Origin of the sequence: Amniculibacterium aquaticum (assembly GCF_003852705.1) — a bacterium.
Classification (GTDB): Bacteria; Bacteroidota; Bacteroidia; order Flavobacteriales; family Weeksellaceae; genus Amniculibacterium; species Amniculibacterium aquaticum.
Window position 1 is genome coordinate 33,750 of sequence record NZ_REFA01000008.1, and the last position, 22,869, is coordinate 56,618.

At 36.9% G+C, this 22,869-nt stretch carries 24 protein-coding genes; 13 read left to right on the forward strand and 11 right to left on the reverse strand.

The window, feature by feature from the left end:
• Positions 1-72 precede the first annotated feature (72 nt).
• From thrS to EIY84_RS04955, 4 genes are all read left to right on the forward strand, one after another.
• Positions 73-2,010 (forward strand): threonine--tRNA ligase, encoded by a 1,938-nt coding sequence (thrS, locus tag EIY84_RS04940; RefSeq protein ID WP_124640798.1) that lies wholly within the window; start codon positions 73-75, stop codon positions 2,008-2,010.
• An 83-nt stretch (positions 2,011-2,093) separates the two neighbouring features.
• Positions 2,094-2,615 carry a translation initiation factor IF-3 gene (infC, locus tag EIY84_RS04945; RefSeq protein ID WP_394336896.1) on the forward strand — a complete coding sequence of 174 codons (522 nt, stop codon included), beginning with the start codon at positions 2,094-2,096 and terminating at the stop codon, positions 2,613-2,615.
• A 239-nt stretch (positions 2,616-2,854) separates the two neighbouring features.
• The gene (locus EIY84_RS04950) at positions 2,855-3,274 is read left to right on the forward strand and encodes a nucleoside-diphosphate kinase (protein WP_124640801.1); all 420 of its coding nucleotides are present in this window, start codon (positions 2,855-2,857) and stop codon (positions 3,272-3,274) included.
• A 156-nt stretch (positions 3,275-3,430) separates the two neighbouring features.
• Complete coding sequence (locus EIY84_RS04955) at positions 3,431-6,100, forward strand: choice-of-anchor L domain-containing protein (RefSeq protein WP_124640802.1); 2,670 nt, start codon at positions 3,431-3,433, stop codon at positions 6,098-6,100.
• Between the two features lie 81 nt (positions 6,101-6,181).
• On the opposite strand, the gene rsmA is transcribed toward EIY84_RS04955, so the two are convergent.
• Positions 6,182-6,946: a 16S rRNA (adenine(1518)-N(6)/adenine(1519)-N(6))-dimethyltransferase RsmA gene (gene rsmA, locus EIY84_RS04960; RefSeq protein ID WP_124640803.1), complete on the reverse strand. Its 765-nt coding sequence runs from the start codon at positions 6,944-6,946 to the stop codon at positions 6,182-6,184.
• A 146-nt stretch (positions 6,947-7,092) separates the two neighbouring features.
• Here rsmA and EIY84_RS04965 point away from each other — a divergent pair, with 146 nt between their 5' ends.
• The 4 genes from EIY84_RS04965 (at position 7,093) to truB (ending at position 9,926) form a co-directional block, all read left to right on the forward strand.
• Positions 7,093-7,989 carry a cell division protein FtsX gene (locus EIY84_RS04965; RefSeq protein WP_124640805.1) on the forward strand — a complete coding sequence of 299 codons (897 nt, stop codon included), beginning with the start codon at positions 7,093-7,095 and terminating at the stop codon, positions 7,987-7,989.
• A gap of 3 nt (positions 7,990-7,992) precedes the next feature.
• Positions 7,993-8,298 (forward strand): DUF3098 domain-containing protein, encoded by a 306-nt coding sequence (locus EIY84_RS04970; RefSeq protein ID WP_124640807.1) that lies wholly within the window; start codon positions 7,993-7,995, stop codon positions 8,296-8,298.
• 76 nt (positions 8,299-8,374) lie between these two features.
• Entirely contained in the window at positions 8,375-9,193 is an 819-nt protein-coding gene (locus EIY84_RS04975) for an undecaprenyl-diphosphate phosphatase (RefSeq protein WP_124640809.1), read from the forward strand.
• Positions 9,194-9,218: 25 nt separating this feature from the next.
• Positions 9,219-9,926 (forward strand): tRNA pseudouridine(55) synthase TruB, encoded by a 708-nt coding sequence (gene truB / locus EIY84_RS04980; RefSeq protein WP_124640811.1) that lies wholly within the window; start codon positions 9,219-9,221, stop codon positions 9,924-9,926.
• Here truB and EIY84_RS04985 read toward each other — a convergent pair.
• From EIY84_RS04985 to EIY84_RS04995, 3 genes are all read right to left on the reverse strand, one after another.
• Positions 9,923-11,272: a helix-hairpin-helix domain-containing protein gene (locus EIY84_RS04985; protein WP_124640813.1), complete on the reverse strand. Its 1,350-nt coding sequence runs from the start codon at positions 11,270-11,272 to the stop codon at positions 9,923-9,925. The genes truB and EIY84_RS04985 overlap by 4 nt on opposite strands.
• 66 nt (positions 11,273-11,338) lie before the next feature.
• Entirely contained in the window at positions 11,339-11,689 is a 351-nt protein-coding gene (locus EIY84_RS04990; protein WP_124640815.1) for a MerR family transcriptional regulator, read from the reverse strand.
• Between the two features lie 63 nt (positions 11,690-11,752).
• Entirely contained in the window at positions 11,753-12,394 is a 642-nt protein-coding gene (locus EIY84_RS04995; RefSeq protein ID WP_124640818.1) for a hypothetical protein, read from the reverse strand.
• A 113-nt stretch (positions 12,395-12,507) separates the two neighbouring features.
• Between EIY84_RS04995 and EIY84_RS05000 the strand changes: the two genes are divergently transcribed.
• Complete coding sequence (locus EIY84_RS05000) at positions 12,508-13,041, forward strand: C40 family peptidase (protein ID WP_124640819.1); 534 nt, start codon at positions 12,508-12,510, stop codon at positions 13,039-13,041.
• Between the two features lie 241 nt (positions 13,042-13,282).
• Here EIY84_RS05000 and EIY84_RS05005 read toward each other — a convergent pair whose 3' ends face one another.
• Both EIY84_RS05005 and EIY84_RS11810 read right to left on the reverse strand, forming a co-directional pair.
• Positions 13,283-13,597 (reverse strand): type II toxin-antitoxin system RelE/ParE family toxin, encoded by a 315-nt coding sequence (locus EIY84_RS05005; RefSeq protein WP_124640821.1) that lies wholly within the window; start codon positions 13,595-13,597, stop codon positions 13,283-13,285.
• Positions 13,569-13,793 carry a hypothetical protein gene (locus EIY84_RS11810; protein WP_164472019.1) on the reverse strand — a complete coding sequence of 75 codons (225 nt, stop codon included), beginning with the start codon at positions 13,791-13,793 and terminating at the stop codon, positions 13,569-13,571. The genes EIY84_RS05005 and EIY84_RS11810 overlap by 29 nt, the downstream gene beginning before the upstream one ends.
• A gap of 281 nt (positions 13,794-14,074) precedes the next feature.
• Here EIY84_RS11810 and EIY84_RS05015 point away from each other — a divergent pair, with 281 nt between their 5' ends.
• From EIY84_RS05015 to EIY84_RS05030, 4 genes are all read left to right on the forward strand, one after another.
• A complete protein-coding gene (locus EIY84_RS05015; RefSeq protein ID WP_124640825.1) occupies positions 14,075-14,884 on the forward strand; it encodes a 2,3,4,5-tetrahydropyridine-2,6-dicarboxylate N-succinyltransferase in 810 nt (269 codons plus the stop codon).
• Positions 14,885-15,156: 272 nt separating this feature from the next.
• Positions 15,157-16,329 (forward strand): glycosyltransferase family 87 protein, encoded by a 1,173-nt coding sequence (locus EIY84_RS05020; RefSeq protein WP_124640827.1) that lies wholly within the window; start codon positions 15,157-15,159, stop codon positions 16,327-16,329.
• The gene (locus EIY84_RS05025) at positions 16,326-17,249 is read left to right on the forward strand and encodes a glycosyltransferase family 2 protein (RefSeq protein ID WP_124640829.1); all 924 of its coding nucleotides are present in this window, start codon (positions 16,326-16,328) and stop codon (positions 17,247-17,249) included. The genes EIY84_RS05020 and EIY84_RS05025 overlap by 4 nt, the downstream gene beginning before the upstream one ends.
• Before the next feature lie 2 nt (positions 17,250-17,251).
• A complete protein-coding gene (locus tag EIY84_RS05030; protein WP_124640891.1) occupies positions 17,252-18,352 on the forward strand; it encodes a glycosyltransferase family 4 protein in 1,101 nt (366 codons plus the stop codon).
• Between the two features lie 78 nt (positions 18,353-18,430).
• Here EIY84_RS05030 and EIY84_RS05035 read toward each other — a convergent pair whose 3' ends face one another.
• The 5 genes from EIY84_RS05035 to EIY84_RS05055 all read right to left on the reverse strand — a co-directional run bounded on the left by EIY84_RS05035 (position 18,431) and on the right by EIY84_RS05055 (position 22,835).
• Entirely contained in the window at positions 18,431-18,709 is a 279-nt protein-coding gene (locus tag EIY84_RS05035; RefSeq protein ID WP_124640831.1) for a hypothetical protein, read from the reverse strand.
• 172 nt (positions 18,710-18,881) lie between these two features.
• Positions 18,882-20,003, reverse strand: a complete 1,122-nt coding sequence (gene dnaJ / locus EIY84_RS05040) for a molecular chaperone DnaJ (protein ID WP_124640833.1) — start codon at positions 20,001-20,003, stop codon at positions 18,882-18,884.
• A gap of 24 nt (positions 20,004-20,027) precedes the next feature.
• Positions 20,028-20,567, reverse strand: a complete 540-nt coding sequence (locus tag EIY84_RS05045) for a nucleotide exchange factor GrpE (RefSeq protein ID WP_124640835.1) — start codon at positions 20,565-20,567, stop codon at positions 20,028-20,030.
• A 71-nt stretch (positions 20,568-20,638) separates the two neighbouring features.
• Positions 20,639-21,640, reverse strand: coding sequence for a glycosyltransferase (locus EIY84_RS05050; protein ID WP_124640837.1), 1,002 nt, complete (start codon positions 21,638-21,640; stop codon positions 20,639-20,641).
• A 37-nt stretch (positions 21,641-21,677) separates the two neighbouring features.
• Positions 21,678-22,835, reverse strand: coding sequence for a THUMP domain-containing class I SAM-dependent RNA methyltransferase (locus EIY84_RS05055; RefSeq protein ID WP_124640839.1), 1,158 nt, complete (start codon positions 22,833-22,835; stop codon positions 21,678-21,680).
• Positions 22,836-22,869: the final 34 nt, after the last annotated feature.

The window sequence follows — 22,869 nt, forward strand, 5'->3', positions numbered from 1 at the left end:
AAATCTAAAAGAAGTATGGAATTGACAAAAAATAAATTATTATTTTTGCCTATTAAATTTTTAAGCAAGAAAATGGTTAAAATTACTCTTCCGGATGGAAGCATCAAAGAATTTGAAAATAAAGTAACCCCAATTGAGGTTGCAAAATCGATAAGCGAAGGTTTGGCTCGAAATACCATTTCGGCAATTGTAAACGATAAACAGGTCGAAATTACAACAGAGATCGATCAAGATGCTTCGTTACAATTATTGACTTGGAACGATGATATGGGTAAGAAAGCATTTTGGCACTCTTCTGCCCATCTTTTAGCACAAGCAATTCTAGCGTATTTTCCTGATGCAAAATTAACCATTGGTCCTGCAATTGAAAATGGATTTTACTATGATGTCGATTTTGGAGATCAGTCTCTAAGTGAGAAAGATTTTGAAAAAATTGAAAAGAAAATGTTGGAAAATGCTAAAAAAGATTCAACTTTTCATCTGTATGCCGTGTCAAAAGCAGATGCTCTAAAAGAGTATGAAGGTAACCCTTTCAAAACCGAGTTGATCCAAAATTTAGAAGACGGAGAAATTACCTTCTGCAAACACGATGACTTTACTGACCTGTGTCGTGGTGGTCATATCCCATCAACAGGAATTGTGAAAGCCGTAAAAATTCTGAATGCTGCAGGGGCTTATTGGAGAGGAAACGAAAAAAATCCTCAATTGACCAGGGTTTACGGTATTTCTTTCCCAAAACAAAAAGAACTAACAGAATACTTAGAGAGATTAGAGGAAGCGAAAAGAAGAGACCATAGAAAATTAGGGAAAGAACTGGGGATTTTTGCTTTTTCAGAAAAAGTAGGTGCCGGCTTACCATTGTGGTTGCCAAAAGGTGCAGCTCTAAGAAAAAAACTTGAAAATTTTCTTTCCGAAGCTCAGAAAAAAGCGGGTTACGAATTTGTAATGACGCCGCACATCGGTAACATTGATTTGTATAAAACATCAGGGCATTACGAAAAATATGGTGCAGACAGTTTCCAATCCATTAAAACACCAAATGAAGGCGAAGAGTTTTTCCTAAAACCTATGAACTGCCCTCACCACTGCGAGATTTACAAAGTAGGACAGTGGTCGTACAGAGATTTGCCCAAAAGATATGCAGAGTTTGGAACGGTATATCGTTACGAACAATCCGGTGAGTTGCATGGGTTAACCAGAGTTAGAGGTTTTACACAAGACGATGCCCACCTTTTCTGTACTCCGGATCAATTGTTAAAAGAATTTGAAGGAGTAATCGATTTGGTTATGTATGTATTCAATTCTTTAGGATTTTCAGATTTCGTAACTCAAGTTTCTTTAAGAGATCAAGAAAATAGAGATAAATACATCGGTTCCGACGAGAATTGGGAAAAAGCAGAAAATGCAATTATCCAAGCAGCCAAAAATAAAGGCTTAAAAACGGTTGTAGAGTACGGTGAAGCAGCGTTCTACGGTCCGAAATTGGATTTCATGGTCAAAGATGCATTGGGTAGAAGCTGGCAGTTAGGAACCATTCAGGTAGATTATAATTTGCCTGAACGATTTGATCTTTGGTACACCGGAAATGACAACGAAAAGCACAGACCGGTGATGATACATCGTGCTCCGTTTGGATCTATGGAAAGATTTATCGCAATTTTATTAGAAAATACAGCCGGAGACTTCCCGTTGTGGTTAAGTCCGGAACAATATATTATTCTACCAATTTCAGAAAAATATGTAGATTATGCGAAAAAAGTTTCTCAATTGTTAGAAAATCACGAAATTAGCGGTTTGGTAGATGAGAGAAACGAGAAAACGGGTAAAAAAATTAGAGATGCTGAATTGAAAAAGATCCCATTCATGCTAGTTGTGGGAGAAAATGAAGAAAACGAAGCAACCGTTTCTGTTAGAAGACGAGGAGAAGGCGATCTTGGAGTTATGAAAATTGAAGATTTTATCCAGTATTTTAAGAAAGCTGCAGATACAGGTTTTGAATTTGGTAAATAAAACCTGGAATAATAAAAGTGTAACATTTAAAACATACGACAATAGCACAGAAATTTAACAACAGAGGAGGGATGCGCAGACCGATGCAAAAAGAGGATGCACATCAAATTAACGAAAAAATCCGCGCTAAGGAACTTCGTTTAGTAGGCGATAATGTAGAGCCTGGGATTTACCCAATTGAGAAAGCAAGAGAACTTGCCGAACAATTAGAATTGGATTTAGTAGTAATATCCGACAAGCAAGATTTGTACATCGCTAGAATTTTAGACTACAAAAAATTCCTTTTCGAACAAAAGAAAAAACAAAAGGAATTAAAGGCAAAGCAAGTTAAAGTAGTGGTAAAAGAAATCCGCTTTGGTCCTCAGACTGATGAACACGATTATGAGTTCAAAAAGAAACATGCTGAAAAATTCTTGGAAGAAGGATCAAAATTAAAGACTTATGTGTTTTTTAAAGGTCGTTCAATTATCTTTAAAGACCAAGGGGAGATTTTATTGTTAAAATTAGCTCAAGAGCTAGAACATGTAGGAAAGGTAGATCAATTGCCTAAATTAGAAGGTAAAAGAATGATTATGATGATGAGCCCTAAGAAGCCTGCAAAATAATCAGATAAAATAATAAGCAAAGAATCGAGATTTCTCGGTTCTTTTTTTTTGCATAAAAAAACCTCCAACACTAAGGAAGGAGGTAAAAACTAATAACCATGAAAACTCAAATTAAACATGAGAATCTTTAAAATAACTAGCAATATGCGTGCCAATTATTTGTTTTGAAATTCAATGTTCGAATTTTCAATGCAAATGTAAAAAGATTTTTGTAATTTCGCACCTTAAAAATAAAAAATATGTCAGGTAATATTACTTTTACAATGATTAAGCCCGATGCAGTTGCTGACGGGCATATCGGAGCAATTTTAGGGAAAATTTCTGAAGCTGGATTTGGTATTAAAGCATTAAAGCTAACCCAACTTACAGTGGATGATGCAAAGAAATTTTATGAAGTTCACGCAGAAAGACCGTTCTACGGAGAGTTGGTAGAATTTATGAGCAGAGGTCCAATTGTTGCTGCAATTTTAGAAAAAGACAATGCAGTAGAGGATTTTAGAACTTTAATCGGTGCTACCAATCCAGCTGAAGCTGCAGAAGGAACCATCAGAAAAATGTTTGCAAAAAGCGTTGGAGAAAATGCCGTACACGGTTCAGATTCTGATGAGAATGCATTAATCGAAGCTCAATTCCATTTTTCAGGAAGAGAAATATTCTAGTAAATAGAATTTTTAATATTAAACGCCTTTGTACTGTTCAAAGGCGTTTTTTTGTTTCTGTTTAAGTAATTATATATGACTGTGTTATTATTTAGAAATGGTGATTTTTGTTATAATATATTGTAAAAAATAGTATATTTGCTGAAAACTTACAAAATGTTAAATTATAGATTAAAAAATTACTTTCCGTTATTGGCTTTTGGGTTGTTGGGGAACTTATCTCTGGCTCAAAACCAACCTCAGAGGGCATCTATACCTAGCGCACCCATACCAAGTACTTATAGGGCAGGCTCTATGATTGATGTAAACATGCCTCAATATCCTGCATCTGCATATACACCTCTGCAAATGATTCAAAATGTTTTGATGACCAATGGTGGAGGTACAGGCTGTGCAACCCCGAATATTTCGAATGTTGTGATGACGCCGAATGTACCGGTAACTAACCCTAATAGACCGTGGGGTTATTTTAATAAAGGGACAGCGACCTATCCTTTTGCTGATGGATTAATATTATCTACTGGATATGCTGTAAAAGCTGGAAACACACCTAAAGGAGGAACACTTTCAGATAATTTGGAAATATTGTTTGGGAATGGAGGAGATCAAGACTTGTCAAATGCGATTAATGTACCGGTTAGTCAGTTAAATGATGCGGTATCTTTAGAGTTTGATTTTGTACCTACAGCTACTCAAATGAAGTTTAATTATCATATGGCTTCTGATGAATATACAGGGTCTTTCCCTTGCTCTTATGCCGATGGTTTCGCATTATTGTTGAAAAAAGTAGGAGATCCCAACTATACCAATATTGCAATTTTGCCTGCGGGTGGAGGCCCGGTAAGTGTGACCAATATTCGTCCGGCTAATAATAATACTGGGGGACCTATGGGATGTCCTCCGATGAACCCGACTTATTTTGCAGGGTACAATACCAACCCACCAACCGGAGATAACTTCAATGGGAAAACAATTCCATTAACCGCAATGGCGACCGTTATTCCAGGTCAGACTTATCACATCAAGATGGTAGTTGCCGATAAAGGGGATAACGCGTTTGACACGGCTGTGTTTTTAGAAGGTGGTTCTTTTAATATTGGGGTTCAGATTCTTGGTCCTGGTGGTGTTGCTTTGCCGCCATCCATCAATATGTGTGACAATACACCTCAAACACTTACAGCATCTATCCAGACTGCTGGTACTACCTATCAGTGGTTTTTAGGAACAACTCCTATTCCTGGAGCTACCTCACCTACAATTACGGTGAACCAAGGTGGTGACTATTCGGTTGAAGCTATGGTGCCAGGAAATAACTGTCCAAGTAAAGCTACAATTACTGTTGTAGCAGGAACCTCACCTACTGTTCAGGATACCACTTTAACCAATTGTTCAGGGAATAATAATTTTAATTTGACATTGTCACAACCAGGTGTTACTTCTACTCCGAATGTAACTTACTTATATTACACCAATCAGGCAGATGCCTTGGCAGGAAATGTGAACAACTCTATCCCTGATCCATTAAATTTTAACAGTCCAGGTAACCAATCCGTTTATGTACAGGTAAGCAGCGGTTTTTGTTATAAGGTAGCTAAAGTTGATCTTGCAATTGCAGATCCAATTGTAGTGGATATCGTACAGCCGGCTCAGATTTCATGTACCAATTCTACTGTTGTTTTGGATGCAACTGCTTCAACATATCCTGCGGGAGCAGTGTTTAGTTGGGTAGCATCTGCAGGAGGTACCATTTATTCTAACCCGAATACTTTGACTCCGACTGTAAGTTCCGCAGGTACTTATACATTGACAATTTCAAGAAATTATCAGCCAGGAGATACGACATGTTCTGGTGCTGCTGCTGTTAATGTTACGGATAACTTAGTGAAACCGGTAACTCAAGTTACGGCCAATAAAGTGAAAATTTGTAAAGGCGAGTCGGTAACTCTTACTGCAACAGGTGGGGTAACTTATAATTGGACCAATATTGCTGGTACCGGTGGGGTACAAGTGGTATCTCCGAGTACAACTACTACTTTCACCGTGTATGCCGTTGGAGCTAACGGATGTCCTTCTATAAATCCAGCGACTATTAAAATTGAAGTAGAACAACCTCCGGTTTCTAGTTTGAAAGCGATTTCAGGTCAGATTTGTCAAGGCGATGAGATTACTTTAGATGCAGGAGCTCCACCGGCAGGATTCACACAAACTTATACCTACTTGTGGGATTCAGGTGAGACCACACAGACCATTACTACAGGTGTTGTTGGACCGCATACGGTAACTATTGACAACGGAACTTGTACCAAATCATTTACAACACAGGTTGTACAAGCGCTTCCACCTCATATTAAGAGTGTAGAATTCAACAATCATGTATTATCACTTTGGGCATACAATCCGAGTAACGGACCTTTGATGTACTCTATTGATGGTGGATTTACTTGGCAAGATTCTAATGTATTCACCAATGTCCCTAACAATGTAACTATTTTTATTAAAGTGAAATTAAGAAATACTAGTTGCGAAAGTACTTTGGAATACTTTACCTTTAATATGAACAATGTTATTACGCCAAATGGTGATGGACAAAACGATGTGGTAGATTTTACAGGGATTTCCGTGTACAAAGGATTCACAGCATCCATCTTTGATAGATACGGTAAAGAATTGTTCAAAACAGGTCCTAACAAATACATTTGGGACGGAAAATTCCAGACCAGAACATTGCCTTCTGCGACCTATTGGTATAAAATTAATTATGAAGATCCAGCAAGTAAAGAACAAGTTAATAAATCGGGTTGGATCATGTTGAAAAACAGAGAATAACCAGAATTTAATAATTATTGTAAGTAAATAAAATCAGCCTTTCTAGAACAGAAAGGCTGATTTGTTTTTTTGAGTGTTTTTTTAAGAATTCCAAAGTTGTGTAAAATGGATGAAATCATCCACGGAAAGCTCTTCCGCTCGTTTGTCCATAAATGGATGTTTTTGCAAATGCTCAGGTATCATTAATACTTTTAGGGCATTGCTCAGTTTTTTTCTCCTTTGATTGAATCCTGCTTTTACAATTTTCTTAAACAATTCTTCATGCCCCGCCAACCCTTCTTTTGGGTTTCTAACCATCTGTATAACTCCAGATTTAACTTTTGGAGGAGGGTTGAAAACATTTTCATGAACGGTGAAAAGGTATTTGACATCATAATATGCCTGTACCAAAACCGTTAGGATTCCATAATCTTTTGTTCTGGGCTGTGCAGAGGTTCTCTCGGCAACTTCCTTCTGAAACATACCAACCATCTCTGGAATTAATGCATAGTTATCGATAATTTTAAACAATATTTGAGAAGAAATGTTATACGGGAAATTCCCGATAATGGCTGTCTGCTCTTGGTTAAATTGGTTGAAATCCAACTTTAAAAAATCCCCAACAAAAGTTTGTTCTGTGATTTTTAAATAGTTGTTTTTTAAATATTCAATAGACTCTTGGTCGATCTCGGCTAAATATAAATGTTGAGGCTTTTCTAAAAGGTATTTAGTCAGAACACCAGTCCCCGGACCTACTTCAATAATGTTTTTGTAATCGTTTCCAGATAGACCTTCAACAATTTTATTGGCAATATTTTCATCGGTAAGAAAGTGTTGGCCTAAATGTTTTTTTGCTTTTACAGACATGTATGATTGTTCTTTTTATTTAATAGACGGTCGATAGAAAACCCTCGTTAATTCTGAAGTTTTATGATTTCATTAACATTGATTTTCACTAAACCGTGGCAAATTTCGGAAGATTTTTTCTATTTTAGCCAAAAATTTTTGTTCGAATGGCAAATACTGTAGAAGATTATAACAAGAAAAGACTGAGATCCAGTAACATTACCGTTGTGGTAAGTATTGCCTTGGTGCTTTTTTTGGTGGGACTAATAGGTTTAATATTGATTAATGCCCAGAAATATTCAGATTATCTGAAAGAGCAATTGGTTGTGAATGCTTATTTTAGTGACAACTACGATGTAAAAGATTCAGTAAAAGTTTTAAAATTAGAAGTAGAGGCTGTTCAGAATATTCAGAAACTTCCTTCCGTTAAAAAAGTAAACTACATCACCAGAGAACAAGCTACTTTGGAGGCTAAAAAAAGTCTTGGAGTTGATGGACAAAGTCTTTTTGAAGAAAATATTTTCCCCGCTTCTGTAGAAATCTCTTTAAAACCTGAGTACAACGATTCTACCAAGATCAGCACGGCAATCAAAGAAATATCCAGCATTCCAGGTGTGGTCGATGTCAAGAACGATACCGATTCTCAGAAAATTTATAACAATCTGAACAAAATCCTAAAATGGATTTTTGCATTCTCAATGTTGTTTTTAATCTTGGCCATCGTCTTGATTAATAATTCCATTCGTTTGAAAATTTTCTCAAAAAGATTCATCATCAAAACCATGCAATTGGTAGGCGCCAATCGATCGTTTATCTTAAAACCTTTCGTAATAGAAGCTTTAATACTTGGATTGGTAGGTGCATTTATCGGTTTATTGGCTCTTTTTGGAGTTTGGTATTACTTCACAACCGAAATCAAGACTCCTTTTGTACAGGATAATCAACAGTATATGTGGTTGGTTCTGACGGTGTTGGGTACAGGTGTTGCAATTACAGTTGTGAGTACAGTGGTGGCAACTTGGAGATTTTTAAGATCGAATATTGACGATTTATATTATTCATAAATTATGGCAAAGAAAAGCACTGTTTTTTCCGCAGACCAATTCGGATTGAAAAAGGAAAATTCTAAAAATAATGAAAACGCATTCTATTTCGGAAAAGAAAACTATAAGTGTATGCTTATCGGTATTGTTTTTATCGCTCTTGGTTTTCTTTTGATGTTAGGCTCGGATGCCAATACGGTAGATGGAAAACTCAATCCCAACGAATGGAATGAAGGCATATTTTCGATTCGAAGAATTAGGATTGCCCCACTTTTAGTGATCCTAGGATTTGGTATAGAAGTCTATGCCATTCTGAAAAGAAACAAATAATATTTTAATTAATAATTTACTACAACTTTGTCTGAACAATTTGATTGGACAAAGTTTTTTTTAATAGAAAGCAAACATGGATTTAGTACAAGCCATCATCATAGCCATTGTAGAAGGTTTAACAGAATTTTTACCTATTTCATCAACCGCACACATGGGATTTGCTGCCAATTTGATGGGGATGCAAGAGTCAGAATTTCTGAAAATGTTTCAGGTGTCCATTCAATTTGGGGCTATTTTAGCGGTTGTTATTGCTTATTGGAAGAAATTTTTCGACTTTTCAAATTTTCAATTTTATATAAAATTAGCGTTCTCTGTATTGCCGGCATTGGTTTTGGGCAAGTTGTTAGACGACAAAATAGAAGCTGTTTTGGGTAATCAAATTGCCATTTCTGCAGTCTTGGTTATCGGTGGAGTTATTTTGCTATTTGTGGACAAATGGTTCAAGAATCCTACCGTTTTAGATGAAAAAGAAATGACCATCAAAAAAGGCATTATGATTGGTTTTTGGCAATGTTTGGCCATGATGCCGGGAACCAGCCGAAGTGCAGCTTCCATTATTGGTGGTATGACCCAAGGATTGACCAGAAAAGCAGCCGCAGAATTTTCATTTTTCTTGGCGGTACCCACGATGCTGGCCGTTACCGTTTATTCGGTTTTTGTGAAAACTTGGGCCGAAGGTACAGAACATGCAACCAAAGGTTACGAAATGTTGTTGAGCTCAAACGATAATTTAATGTTGTTTTTTGTTGGAAATGCAGTCGCTTTCATTACCGCTTGGATTGCCATAAAATCCTTTATCGCATTCCTCAACAAATACGGATTCAAGCTTTGGGGAATCTACAGAATTGTTGTAGGTATCGTATTACTCATCTATTTTTATTTTCTACAATAATTTTTAGGTTTACTATTTTTGCATCATGAATTTTACAGCAGAAGAGATACAAGCAGGACAAGTTTTACTAATTGATAAACCGTTGGATTGGACTTCCTTCAATGCGGTTAATAAAGTGAAATGGAAACTGAAAAGGGAGTTTAACCTAAAAAAAATTAAAGTAGGACACGCCGGAACTCTTGATCCTAAAGCCACAGGATTGTTAATCGTTTGTACAGGAAAAGCGACCAAACAAATTCAAGAAATTCAAGATGCACCTAAAGAATATTTCACAGAAATTAAAATTGGAGCTCAGACCGAGAGTTACGATACCGAAAAACCCGAGATTCTAAATCAGGATATTGCCCACATCAATCATGAGTTTATTTTGGAAAAATTAAATGATTTTTTGGGAGAAATAGACCAAACGCCACCAATTTTTTCGGCCTTGAAAGTGGACGGCAAAAGAGCTTACGATCTTGCAAGAGCTGGGAAAGAAGTGGAAATGAAATCCAGAAAAACCACGATTTTCTACATTCAAAATATTGAAATTAATTTGCCATTTGTACAATTTACTGTAGGGTGTTCCAAGGGAACTTATATCCGCAGTTTGGCTCACGATATTGGCCAATCCTTGGGAGTAGGAGCCTACCTCACCCAACTGAGGAGAACTAAAATCGGTGATTATTCTGTGGAAAATGCCAGTCAGGATTATTTGCAAAACGAATTCAGGTTTTCAAATATTTTGGATTAAAAATCAGTTAAATACAGCTTCATTTGGTTTTCATACTCAGATTTTAGCTTCAAAAACTTCAAAATCTTTTTACTGTCCGGATTAGAAATTCTATAATACAGTATTTTTTCTGCTGAATATTTAAAGTAAGGATGGCTTTTCAACCAAGCTTCAGGAGCGTCCGTCAAAGAATATTTTTGAACTTGATCGGTATTTAGTTTTACGGTAGATATGAGTTTTTCTGCCAATGATTTGTCGATTTCATAGGTGTCTACAAGTTGTTGCGCTTTCATAAAACCACCTAGTTTTTTTCTGAATCCCAATATCATGGCGGCATCTTTTTCTGAAAAACCAAATTCTGTAAGTTGTCGATACGAGATTTTATTGAGGTCTATCGTGCTAAAATCGGTAGGATTATGCTGAACGGCAACTGCTTCTTTCTTTTCAACAGGATTTGTGTGTTCGGTATTTATCCGAATATACGGTTCTAATTCTTTAAATTTTTCATCGGAAATAACAAAGCAATTTTTAAGGTCTTCCATTGTTCTGAATTGGCCTTTTAGATTTCGATCTCTGTAATTTACGATGACTTGAGCTTGTTTTTCAGAAAAACCAAGGCCTTTCCAACCGTCGAGATCGGTTTGGTTGGGATCAAACGGTTTTAGATGAATTTTGTTTTTTGAACCTTCATTTTTTGCGTAAAATTTATTGTAATCCGACGGTGTTTTCTCGGGTAAAATGAGATAGGCTTCTAGTTTTTTATAATTTTCATCTGAAATGATGAAACATTCTTTAAATTTCTCTTTGCTTACGAATGTTCCGCCTAAATATTTCTTGTATTTATCAATGGCAATTGCCTGTTTCTCACTGAATCCCATGTTTTGCCAGTCGTTTATGCTTAACTTGTCGGGGTTGAATTTTTGTGAAACCTGAAGTTGTTTTTTATCGTATTTATCAAAATTTCTATCAAAGTTATTTTCTTTTTTATGGGTTTCAGGAAGGAGGATGTAAGGCTCTATTTCGGCATATTTTTCATCCGATATGGCATAACATTTTTTCAATTGTACTTTCGATAGAAACCGACCGCCAATAATGTTTTTGTACTTTAGAATGGTGGCGATTTGCTTTTTGCTGAACCCTAATTTTTCCCATTGTTGCTCGTCCAATTCATTTGGGTCAAATTCTGACAGGACCACTTTGGGTTGGCTGGTTCGGACATTGCTCCAAGTCAATTGTTTATCAAATTGAACAGCCGATTTTTTTAGTGCAAAATGAAAAATACTTTTGCTGAAAAGAAGAAGAAAACCCAAAATTAGGATGCCCCAAAATTGTTTCCTTCGGATGATGAAAGGAAGTTTTGCATTCATTTGTGTTGGTTTTCATACAAAGTTAATGAAATAACAACTTGCAAATGAGGTATATAATGTTAAATTTTATTCGGGATCATCAGGTTTGTCAACGAGCGATTCTTTCAACTTGTTCAGTTCTGCTCGTACAAACTCCAAGCGATCAATGATAGAAACGGTGGCCGGAATCTTGGCATTGGTCGTTAGTGCAATTCTGGCACCGTCCAAAGTGTAGCCTTTTTCTTTGACCAAATGATAGATAATTTTTAGATTTTTGATGTCCTCTGGAGTAAAATATCGATTTCCTTTTCTATTTTTTTTGGGCTTCAAAATAGGGAATTCTTGCTCCCAATACCGGATGAGCGAAGCATTGACATCAAATGCCTTGGCAACTTCACCGATGGAATAGTACAATTTGTCTGGGAGATTGAGTTTCATATTGAAGGTTAAAGATAGAAAATTTCACTTTATTTTATTTTGATTTTTATCAGCAACGATTGTTTAAATAAACCCAACATGGGTAATGTTTCCTTTTTTCTTTAAAACCAAGAACAAAAGTTTTAAAGAATTTTCATCTTGTTTTTCTATTTCGATCAGGTTGTTTTTCCCTTTCAAGGGATATGTTTTTTCAGTGTTTTTTACAACATAATTGTTAAAATCAGCATTAAGATGGATCAAGACGGCTTCATCTGCAACTTGGTTGATGGCAATGCTGTCGTTAAAAAGTCCAATGTCCATTACAGCAACTTTGCTCAGATTGGGAATTTCTCCAAACTGAAATTGTCTAAGCAGTTGCTGGGCTTCATCCGATTTCAATCCCAATTCTATTCTTCTTTGTCCACGGGGCGATGTTTTATCCAAATCTTTGATGTTGGTCATCACCTTTGTAAATTTTTGATACATCACCTTGTCGCCACAATTTTCAACAAAAGTGGCTACGGCCATTCGGATCATTTTGCTGGCTTTCGAGCAATGTCCAAACTCAGTAGAATTTTCTTTAACCTTTTTATAATTGGGATTGTTGGCAAAAGCTTCCGTACTGAAACCACTTTTTTTTCTCACCACCGGAACTCCGTTGAGGTTGTAAAAAACAAGGTCATCAATGCTGCCTCGTACTTCTTTCAGATCGTTGTATTTTGCCATATTTTTTATGAAGAACAAATGTAGAATTTTTCATCAAATTGGCAAAGTTGTAGTATAAGTTGTTGTGAAAAATTCTGAAAAAATAGAGTATATTTGTTGCAATTAATTGGCTTATGAAGCGTATTGGGATGGCTTTGGTATCGGTGTCTTTATTTTTGGTCTCTTGTGGAGCCAAAAAAGTAACGGCATACCCTACTTCTACCAAAACAAAAACTGAAAATTTAAGAAAATTAGAATCTAAAAATACAGGCGTTTTTTCTAGATATGCCAAAAATATTCTAAAATCGGCAGATCAATATTTGGGAGTTCCATACCGATACGGTGGAGCTACAGCAGAAGGGTTTGATTGTTCGGGCTTGGTATGTAAGGTGTTTGACGAGAACAATAAAAAGTTACCACGAAGATCCGAAGATCAATCCAAATTAGGAGATCGTATTGACATTGATGAGGTGAAACCTGGAGATCTTTTATTTTTTGCAACCGGCGGTGGCACTCGCGTTTCTCATGTCGGCATTGTTCATGAAATTGAAAATCTTGGCGAAATACGATTCATCCATGCATCTACCTCCAAAGGGGTTGTCGTGTCTTCGTTGAACGAAAAATATTGGAACAAAGCCTTTCTTTTTGCTAGAAGATTGAATGATTAAATTCAATAGTATTTCAATACCCAATGCTGGTTCGAGCGTCTTGCCGTCCGCTCTCGCACGATTTTATAGTGTGGTAGGTTCAAAAAAAATAGATAACTTTAGCTAAAAGTTTGTTTAATGAGCCGTAATTGAAAAAGGATTGTTAGATAATGTCGTATTTAGAATGTTTGATTTTTAAGATGTCCACACAAAAGGATTGACTTCGTCGAATTTCATTTCGTGCGGTAGTGGGGTGTTGGTTTTAAAGATTAGGATATTTCTCCGGATTTTGGAAAGTGTTAAAAACAGAGTAAATGTAAACTGTCTTTTCGTCTTCGTAAATTTCAAAGAAAACGAGGTACGGCATGTGTTTAAACGGCAATGCTCTGATATTTTTGTGTCGAAATTGGAAAAACGGATTGAACTCCAAAGCGTCTAAAGCATCATTCAGTTGTGTTCTGAAGTTGTACTCCCCATTTTCAGATTTTGAACTATGGTATTCTATTGCCTGCTCAATTTCTTTATCAGCAATGCTAGAAAATAGGAGTTTATAATTTGTGTTTTCTTGTGAGTTCATCTCGGGAAATAAAGCTTTTTTTATCTTGTTGTAATGCTTTTTCCAGTATTCTTTTTTGCTGTTCAGAAATCAAAGGAAAATCTTCATTTTCATTTGGAATAATAATAATTTCTACACTTTTGGCATTAAAATCCTTTGGAAGCGACACATTAAAAGAATGGTCTTTCACTTCTACAAATTGTCTAATCGCATTCATAATCATAAAATTTTCTATACAAACATACAAAAATTCTGCTTTCTTTATAAAGGGAAAAAAAGTAAAATAAGATATTGAAAAACATAAACTTCTAATAAAGGAACCTTCCCTCCACTGTCGCACGATTGTATCGTGTGGTAGGTTTCCCCACGCTGGTGTGAGCGTCCCACTCGTACCCATAAACAATAAGAAATGAGTAGAAAATATAAATTCAAAGAAAAAGACGGAGCAAATTTTATTAGTTTTGCAGATACAAAATTGTAAAATTTAAATAAAATAATATGTTGCAACAAACAATCGAAAACATTTGGGAGAATAGAGAATTGCTTCAAGATCCTGCCAATCAGGAAATTATCAGAACGGTGATCCATCAGTTGGATTTGGGTGAACTTCGTGTAGCAGAACCTACAGAAAACGGTTGGAAAGTAAACGAATGGGTGAAAAAAGCCGTAGTCATGTATTTCCCAATTCAAAAAATGGAAACCATTGAGGTGGGATGTTTCGAGTTTCACGATAAAATTCCGTTGAAGAAAAATTATGCTGAAAAAGGAGTAAGAGTTGTGCCACATGCCATTGCAAGACACGGATGTTTTGTAGCGCCTGGCGTTATTATGATGCCGTCTTATGTTAATATTGGTGCGTATGTCGATAGCGGAACCATGGTAGATACTTGGGCTACCGTAGGATCTTGCGCACAAATCGGTAAAAATGTTCACCTTAGTGGTGGCGTTGGTATTGGTGGTGTTTTGGAACCTTTGCAGGCTGCTCCCGTAATTATTGAAGACGATTGTTTTGTGGGTTCAAGATGCATTGTTGTAGAAGGGGTTCATGTGGAAAAAGAAGCGGTTTTGGGTGCCAATGTCGTATTGACGGCTTCAACAAAAATCATTGATATTACAGGTGATGAACCGGTTGAATTGAAGGGAAGAGTGCCGGCCAGATCGGTGGTGATCCCAGGTTCTTATACCAAAAAATTCCCGGCAGGAGAGTATCAAGTTCCTTGTGCTTTGATCATCGGAAAAAGAAAAGAATCAACCGACAAAAAAACCTCTTTGAACGATGCTCTTAGAGAAAATAATGTTGCCGTATAAGCAATAACTCTTTTCTATTAGAAAAAAAACTCTTTGAATGTTGTTTCAGAGAGTTTTTTTTGGTCATAATATGACGAATGTCGATTTGAGTTATTATAAAATGAATTTCGTTATTTTCGAATGATCAAATGTGAAACTACCGATAGGATTGCCCCATGCAATCCTTACCAATAATCAAACAATTGGTTGAAACCCCCGATGATTATCGATAATTCGTTTTGTTGCTTCACGATACTTTAGTATTTTTACCCATTAACTAAATTTTGTACTAAGTGAAAGAAAAGTTTATTTCTTTTTTTACCCGTTTTCCCATTGTTGCTGCAATTTATATTCTTGTTGCAGGGCTTACGGCGTTTTCAAAATACCAAAGAGGACCGGAGAGTTATAACAATTATTTATTGTTCAAAAATGTTTTTGTACACACCAGCGAGAAGCTGAATTTATACTCACTGTATCCGGAACTGTACTTTGATAGCAACCATTACGGAGTTTTTTTCTCAGTGCTTATTGTTCCATTTGCCGTATTGCCGGACGGTTTTGGAATGGTTTTGTGGAATGTTGCCAATGTTCTGTTATTTCTATTCGCCATTTATAAACTCCCTTTTACCGAAACTCAAAAGTCACTTTTTGCTTGGCTTTGCATTCAAGAATACATTACTGCAGCTCTTTATTTTCAGTTTAATATTGCACTTACAGGTCTTTTAATGCTTTCGGCTGTGGCTGTTTTAAGAGGTAGAGAAATTCATTCGGCTTTTTCCATCATGATTGGGACTTTTGTGAAAATCTACGGAGTGGTCGGGCTTTCGGCATTTTTATTTATGAAAAACAAAACTAAATTTATTGCAGCTTGCTTCGTGTTTGCAATACTTTTTTTCTTACTCCCGATGCTGATTTCGGATGCGCATTTCGGTGTACAATCGTATCTGGATTGGTACCAATCGCTTACCGAAAAAAATCTGTCCAATCAAGTTTTAGGGACAAGGCAAGACTATTCTGTAATGGGCGTCTTTAGACGAATTTTGGGCGATGCTTCCTTGCCAACTTTGTGGTTTCTAATCCCGGGTATGGTGGTCTTTGCTTTGCCGTATCTACGATTCAATCAATATAAATTGCCTGCGTTCCAAATGATGATATTGGCATCAACATTATTGTTTCTAGTGCTCTTTAGTTCCGGATCGGAGTCGCCAACCTACATCATCGCTGTTTCTGGGGTGATGATATGGTTTTTGATGCAGAAAAATAAAAACAAATTGGATGTTGCTCTTTTGATTTTCGTGATTGTTCTTACATGTTTCGGGTTTTCGGATGTATTCCCAAAATCTTTTAAAGAAAACTACATAATGAAATATTCTCTGAAAGCCGTCCCTTGTATTTTGGTGTGGATGAAAATAATTTACGAATTGCTTACCCGTGATTTCGAGAAAGATTATATTTTAGCAAAATGAAAAGCATCAGCATTGTAATTCCAGCCTATAATGAAGAGGGAAATCTTAGAAAAATCAGAGAAGAAATAGATTTGGTTTTTCAAAATTTACCCACTTATCGATACGAAATTATTTTTGTTAATGATGGCAGTCGGGACAATACTCAAGAGATTTTAGAAATCATGTCCACGGAGTTTTCAGAAGTGAAATTTATAGAATTTTCAAGAAATTTTGGCCATCAAAATGCGGTGAAAGCGGGTCTGGATTTTGCCATGGGCAATGCAGTAATCTCAATGGATGCCGACCTTCAGCACCCACCAAAAGTAATTTTGGAGCTGATCAAAAAATGGGAAGAAGGTTACGACTTGGTCTATACTCTGAGAAAATACAACCAAGCAACATCACCGTTTAAAAAATTGACTTCCAATTTTTTCTATAAAATTTTAGTCTCACTTTCCGATGTCGAGTTGGAAAAAGGAAGCTCGGATTTCAGGTTGATGGATGCTTCTGTAGTCGAAATTATGCGCCAAGCCGATGAATCGGATTTGTTCCTTCGTGGACTTTCCAAATGGGTGGGCTTTAGACAATATGCCGTTCATTATACGGCAGACGATCGTTTCTCCGGAAGCAGCAAATACAGTTTGAAAAAAATGTTCAAATTTGCTTTTACAGGCATCACGGCTTTTTCGGTGAAACCCTTATATTTAGCTTCTTATCTTGGGTTTTTCTTTTCTTTTTTAGGGTTGCTGTACATTCCGTATGTGGTTTATGCCTTCATCAGCAAAACAGAAATTTCAGGTTGGGCATCGCTTATCATGACGGTGGTTTTTTTTGGTGGTGTGCAGCTCATCATTCTCGGGATATTGGGCATCTACATTGGGAAAATGTTCAAACAAATGAAAAATAGACCCAATTATATTGTTAGGTCCAAAAATTTTTAATGATGAAGATAGGGTACGATGCCAAACGGCTTTTTCATAATGCCTCTGGATTGGGCAATTATTCTCGGGATTTAGTCAGGATTGTCGCTCAGTTTTATCCTGAAAACTTGTATGTCGTTTTTGCAAAATCACCTTCTGAAAGAGCAAAGTCTTTGTTAGAAGTATCAAATGTTTTTTTTAGAAAAATATCAGGAGCTAAGTTTGGACGACAACTTCAAATGGGAAAAGATGCACAAGCTGAGGATTGTGATATCTTCCACGGTCTGTCTGGAGAATTGCCTTTGAAATGGAGCCGTAAACCCATTAAAAAAATCGTTACCGTACACGATGTTATCTTCTTAAAATATCCGGAATTTTATTCTTTTTTTGATCGTAAAATCCATGCTTGGAAATTTAAAAATGCATGTTCGCAAGCCGATTTGGTCGTGGCTATTTCGCAGCAAACAAAAAGCGACATCGTGCAGTACTTCAAAGTTCCGGAAGAGAAAATCCGTGTGGTGTACCAATCCTGTCATCAGGCTTTTAAAGTAGAATATTCTGAAAAAGAATTATCAGAAGTTCAGCAAAAATATTCTCTTCCACTTGAGTTTTTATTGAATGTAGGGACTATAGAAGAGCGAAAGAACCTTTTCTCCGTGGTGAAAGCCATTAAAGGTACCTCCATCCCTTTAGTGGTGGTAGGTAAGGAGACAAAATATTCGGTTAGAATTAGAAAGTTTATAGAGAAAAATAAGATGCAAAATCAGGTTTTTTTTCTGAAAAATGTATCCATGGAAGATTTGGCAAAAATCTATCAATTGGCAAGCATCTTTATTTATCCAAGTTTGTACGAGGGTTTTGGTATCCCGATTATCGAGGCGTTGTTTTCTAAAACTCCCGTAATTACAAGCAATCTGAGTTGTTTGCCAGAAGCAGGCGGGCCGGATTCTTTATACATAGACCCCAATAATACGGACGACATCAGGTCGAAAATCAATTTTCTTTGGGAAAATAAATCCGAACGAGATCGACGATCAGAAAGATCTTTTCAATTTGTACAAAAATTCAACGAAGAGCAGATCGCTAAAGAGATGATGGAAGTGTATAAAGAAGTACTAAGTTAGTTACTCACTATTCAGAATAATTTACAACCACAAACTTTTTATTTGTTTGTGGTTGTTTTTATTAGAACCTAAAATCTATTATTCGATAAATTTGTTTTGCTCATTGAGTAAAACACCAGCAAAACCAAAAAATACAACTGCAAATACAGTGAAAGCAATGACCAGAATCCAAATGAGAAACATTCCTCTAGCCCAATTTTTTCTGTGAATGTTACCGTCTCCTAAAGCCCAGACTAACAAAAGAATCCATCCGATGACTGGGATTCCGGCGAGAACAATATTGATGGCCCAATCACCACTGGACAATGTTCTATGTCTGTAGTCGTAAGCTCCGTTGATTTCTTTTTGATTTTCCATTGATTTGTTTTTTTAATTTGAAATAAATGTATGGTTTTTTTCTTCTTTATGAGTATTTTTTTGCAAGGTATTGTGCAATGGACAAAAAAATCCCCAACACGAATAAAAATGTTGGGGATTTATGAAGTTGAAATTTGGTATTGAAAATTTCTAAATAAATTTAAACCGGCTCTTAATTGAACATGTCTTTTACCTTGTCGAAAAATGATTTTTCTTTTCCAGACGGTTCGGCAGTCATTTCGCCGTTTTCCATTTGTTTTTCAAAGAAAGCTTTTTGTTCGGCATTTAGTTTTTGAGGAGTCCAAACATTGATGTGGACAAACATATCGCCTTTGCCATAGCTGTCGATGCTTGGGAGTCCTTTTCCGCTAAGTCTAAGAATTTTTCCGGATTGTGTACCGGCATCTATTTTTATTTTTACCTTCCCACCTACGGTTGGGATTTCTTTTTGAGTTCCCAGAGCGGCTTCTGCAAAAGAAATGTACAATTCTTGGTGCAGGTTGTCACCTTCTCGTTTGATGGTTTTATCTTCTTCTTCCTCAACAACAACATAAAGGTCACCAGGGTTGCCACCAAAAGGTGCGTCGTTACCTTTGCCTCTCACATTCAGTTGTATGCCGTCTCTTGCACCTGCCGGAATGTTGATGGTCACTTCTTCCTCATCTTTTACCAATCCTTGAGCATTTGCACCAGCCGGGATTTTATCGGCCACCTTTCCAAGACCTTGACAAGTGCCACAAGTGGTTTGTGTTTGCATTTGCCCGAACATGGTGTTCATAACTTTTATTTGAGCACCAGATCCGTGACAGGTCGGACAGGTTTTGGAAGTTACTCCGGCTGCGGCTTTCATTTTTTTTACCTTGATGGTTTTTTGGGTGCCGTTCACCATTTCTTCCAAGTTTAGTTTTATCCTAACCCTAAGGTTAGATCCTCTAACTTGTTGTTGTCTTTGCTGTCCACCACCAAAACCACCGCCAAAATGACCGCCAAAGATGTCACCAAACTGGGAGAAAATATCTTCCATGTTCATGCCGCCACCAAAACCGCCACCGCCAAAACCACCGTTTCCGCCCATTCCGGCGTGTCCGTATTGGTCATAACGGGCTTTTTTATTGTCGTCACTCAAGATTTCATAGGCTTCAGCAGCTTCTTTAAATTTATCTTCAGCTTCTTTGTTTCCAGGGTTTTTGTCAGGATGGTATTTGATAGCCATTTTACGGTAGGCTTTCTTAATTTCATCCGCCGATGCACCTTTGGAGATGCCTAGAACTTCGTAATAGTCGCGTTTTGCCATTTTTTTTACTTTTCTTGGGGTCTATTAAAATCCGGTTACCACTTTTGTGAAACGGATTACTTTTCCGTGAAGGGTGTATCCCACTTCGATTACATCTACAATTTTTCCTTTCAATTCTTCCTGTGGAGCAGGGATTTGGGTAATGGCTTCATGGAAATCCACATCAAAAATGTCACCTGCTTTAACTTCTATGGTTTGAAGCCCTTTTTCCACCAATTTTCCTTTGAATTTTTGGTAAATTAATTCCACTCCTTTCAGGTCGGCCTCGTTGCCGTTTTTAGCAATTTCTTTTAAAGCTCTTTCAAAATCGTCCAAAACAGCCAACATGGTGACCATCATATCTTGATTGGCAAATTGAAAGAAATCGTTTTTCTCTTTTGCTGTTCTTTTTTTATAATTTTCAAATTCGGCAAAAAGACGGATGTAGCGATCTTTTTCTGCTGACAAAAGTTCCTCTGCTGTCGGTGCAGCTTCGGTTTTTTCTGTCGTTTCGGTATCGGTTTGTGCCGTATTTTCTTCTTGCAATTCTAGGTTTTCTTCGTGTATATCTTTGTTTTCGGACATAATCTTGATTTTATTTTTTACTGTAAGTCAAATTTTTTGCCAAAGATTGTATTCGGACAAAAGGTCAGTTTTTAGTTTAAATGAAAATGATGAGGGAAGGCTTCTTCCGGTTTTTTCTTTAATACATTGAGAAGTATCCACGATTTTAAAAATCCATATCCGTAGGAAAATAATTGTATGTAAGATGCCATAATCGCCAACAATCCAATGCTGATGTTTTTAGTTTTTACCGTAGCATGGATCAGGATCAGGAAGGTGTACAGACCGTACATGGATAGTATGAATCCTTGGTGCAGGGTATAATATTCTATAAAAGATCCCACATAGCCCAATAAAAATAGGGTAGGAAAGGCAAATGAAATCTTAACATATTGGGGGTGTCTTTGGTTGAGGATGGGTCTTGCACATCCAAATTGATACACCTGTTTGGAGAATTTTCCAAAATCGACCCTGCGTTTGTGGTACACCGCGATATCATCAAAAAATGCCGTGGTGTAGCCTTTTTCCCACAGCGTCATGGAAAGATCCGGATCTTCGCCAATTCTTAAATTGCTAAATCCTCCAACCTCTAAAAAAGTAGTTTTCCTAACGCCCATGTTAAAACTTCTGGGTTGAAATTTGGACATTGACTTTTTACTGCCTCTAATACCACCGGTGGTAAAAATGGAAGTCATGGAATAGGAAATTGCTTTTTGTATCAGGTTGAATCCGTGATGTGCTTTGTCTGCACCGCCAAAGGCATCGCAAGTGTTTTTCTCTAAATTTTTCTTGATGTTCTCCACATAATCCTTTTCCACAATCACATCCGAATCCACAAAAACCAGCCATTCGTTGCTCGCTCTTTCAGCTCCGTAATTTCTGGATAATCCCGGCCCAGAGTTTGATTTTTTAAAATAGCGGATGTCCAAAATTTCTTTAAAACCATCAACGGTTGGCTGTAAATTGATCAAAGAACCGTCATCAACAATAACAATTTCAAACGCCTTATCCGTTTGGAAAGATAGGGACTGCAACAACTCGAAAAGCTCGTCTTTGCGGTTGTAGATGGCAATGATGATGGAAAGTGTGGGCATTCTCTAGTATTGAAAGAAAAGTTGGGTAGGTTAAAAATTAATCGTTGTCGTGTTTTTTCTTTGTTCCTTCGTACATTTCGTATTGTAGGAAACGGGTTTCTAACTTCCCGTTGAATAATTTTACCTTTCTGGAAGGTCGTAGTCCAATTTTTTTTACCGCTTCCAAATCCGAAGAGATGAGCCATGCCAAAGTGTTGGGGTAGCTTTGCTTGAAGGTATCTCCAATTTTTTTGTAGAAATCTTCTTGGTTGATGGCGATTCTCTCGTCGTACGGAGGGTTGAAAACCATCAGTAGAGGGAAAAGATCTTTTTTACTGTCGAAAAAGTTTTGTTTTCTTACCTCGATGAGGTCTTCCATTTCTGCTGCTTCAATATTGATTCTGGAGTAGGCCAGCATTTTAAGGTCGATATCGTATCCAACAATTTTTCCGGTAAATTCTTTCACGCGATTCAGACGGAACTCTTTTATTTTTTTGAATAAATCTTCGTCATAATTTTTCCAATTTTGGAAAGCAAATCGTTTTCTGAAAGTTTGTGCCGGAAGATCCATAGCGATCATCGCCGCTTCGATCAAAAGCGTGCCACTACCACACATAGGATCCAGGAAATTTCCCTTTCCGTCCCAACCTGCAATTTGCAACATCCCCGAAGCCAAAACTTCGTTTAGTGGGGCTTGTCCTTGCTCTCTTCTGTAGCCTCTCTTGAAAAGCGGCTCGCCTGAAGAATCCAAAGAGATGGTCACAAAATCTCTATCGATGTGGAGGTGGAATTTGATGTCTGGATTTTTTGCATCTACAGAAGGTCTTTTTCCAAATTTGTCCTTAAAATAATCCACAATAGCGTCTTTCATTTTCAGAGCCATAAATTGTGAATGGGTGAATTTTTCTGAATGTACCGTTGCGTCAATAGCAAAAGTCTGCCCAATGGACATAAAAGTTGACCAATTGGTTCGGTATATTTTTTCGTAGAATTTTTGCTCGTTAAAGGCTTTGAATTCTAAAATTGGAACTAAAATTTTAACGGCTGTTCTGGCAGAGTAGTTGATCTTGTATAGGAAACCCAAATCGCCCACGCAATTTACCGCACGATTTTTAATTTCTACATTTCTACCTCCCAATTTCTTTATTTCTTCGGCCAAAATAGGCTCCAATCCAAAGAAAGTCTTTATTTGTATTTGTAAATTTTCAGTATCCATAGTTTGCAAAGGTAAGGACTTTGTAGAATAATTA

Excerpts from the sequence above, each read along its gene's own strand:
- EIY84_RS04985 (WP_124640813.1), bottom strand. The coding sequence starts at position 11,272 with ATGAATGCAAAACTTCCTTTCATCATCCGAAGGAAACAATTTTGGGGC.
- EIY84_RS04965 (WP_124640805.1), top strand. The coding sequence starts at position 7,093 with ATGGCAAATACTGTAGAAGATTATAACAAGAAAAGACTGAGATCCAGT.
- EIY84_RS05005 (WP_124640821.1), bottom strand. The coding sequence starts at position 13,597 with ATGAACTCACAAGAAAACACAAATTATAAACTCCTATTTTCTAGCATT.
- EIY84_RS05045 (WP_124640835.1), bottom strand. The coding sequence starts at position 20,567 with ATGTCCGAAAACAAAGATATACACGAAGAAAACCTAGAATTGCAAGAA.
- EIY84_RS04975 (WP_124640809.1), top strand. The coding sequence starts at position 8,375 with ATGGATTTAGTACAAGCCATCATCATAGCCATTGTAGAAGGTTTAACA.
- EIY84_RS05050 (WP_124640837.1), bottom strand. The coding sequence starts at position 21,640 with ATGCCCACACTTTCCATCATCATTGCCATCTACAACCGCAAAGACGAG.
- dnaJ (WP_124640833.1), bottom strand. The coding sequence starts at position 20,003 with ATGGCAAAACGCGACTATTACGAAGTTCTAGGCATCTCCAAAGGTGCA.
- EIY84_RS05055 (WP_124640839.1), bottom strand. The coding sequence starts at position 22,835 with ATGGATACTGAAAATTTACAAATACAAATAAAGACTTTCTTTGGATTG.
- EIY84_RS04950 (WP_124640801.1), top strand. The coding sequence starts at position 2,855 with ATGTCAGGTAATATTACTTTTACAATGATTAAGCCCGATGCAGTTGCT.
- EIY84_RS05000 (WP_124640819.1), top strand. The coding sequence starts at position 12,508 with ATGAAGCGTATTGGGATGGCTTTGGTATCGGTGTCTTTATTTTTGGTC.
- EIY84_RS05035 (WP_124640831.1), bottom strand. The coding sequence starts at position 18,709 with ATGGAAAATCAAAAAGAAATCAACGGAGCTTACGACTACAGACATAGA.
- EIY84_RS04995 (WP_124640818.1), bottom strand. The coding sequence starts at position 12,394 with ATGGCAAAATACAACGATCTGAAAGAAGTACGAGGCAGCATTGATGAC.
- EIY84_RS05015 (WP_124640825.1), top strand. The coding sequence starts at position 14,075 with ATGTTGCAACAAACAATCGAAAACATTTGGGAGAATAGAGAATTGCTT.
- EIY84_RS05025 (WP_124640829.1), top strand. The coding sequence starts at position 16,326 with ATGAAAAGCATCAGCATTGTAATTCCAGCCTATAATGAAGAGGGAAAT.
- EIY84_RS05030 (WP_124640891.1), top strand. The coding sequence starts at position 17,252 with ATGAAGATAGGGTACGATGCCAAACGGCTTTTTCATAATGCCTCTGGA.
- EIY84_RS11810 (WP_164472019.1), bottom strand. The coding sequence starts at position 13,793 with ATGAATGCGATTAGACAATTTGTAGAAGTGAAAGACCATTCTTTTAAT.
- EIY84_RS04970 (WP_124640807.1), top strand. The coding sequence starts at position 7,993 with ATGGCAAAGAAAAGCACTGTTTTTTCCGCAGACCAATTCGGATTGAAA.
- infC (WP_394336896.1), top strand. The coding sequence starts at position 2,094 with ATGCAAAAAGAGGATGCACATCAAATTAACGAAAAAATCCGCGCTAAG.
- EIY84_RS04955 (WP_124640802.1), top strand. The coding sequence starts at position 3,431 with ATGTTAAATTATAGATTAAAAAATTACTTTCCGTTATTGGCTTTTGGG.
- truB (WP_124640811.1), top strand. The coding sequence starts at position 9,219 with ATGAATTTTACAGCAGAAGAGATACAAGCAGGACAAGTTTTACTAATT.
- rsmA (WP_124640803.1), bottom strand. The coding sequence starts at position 6,946 with ATGTCTGTAAAAGCAAAAAAACATTTAGGCCAACACTTTCTTACCGAT.
- EIY84_RS04990 (WP_124640815.1), bottom strand. The coding sequence starts at position 11,689 with ATGAAACTCAATCTCCCAGACAAATTGTACTATTCCATCGGTGAAGTT.
- thrS (WP_124640798.1), top strand. The coding sequence starts at position 73 with ATGGTTAAAATTACTCTTCCGGATGGAAGCATCAAAGAATTTGAAAAT.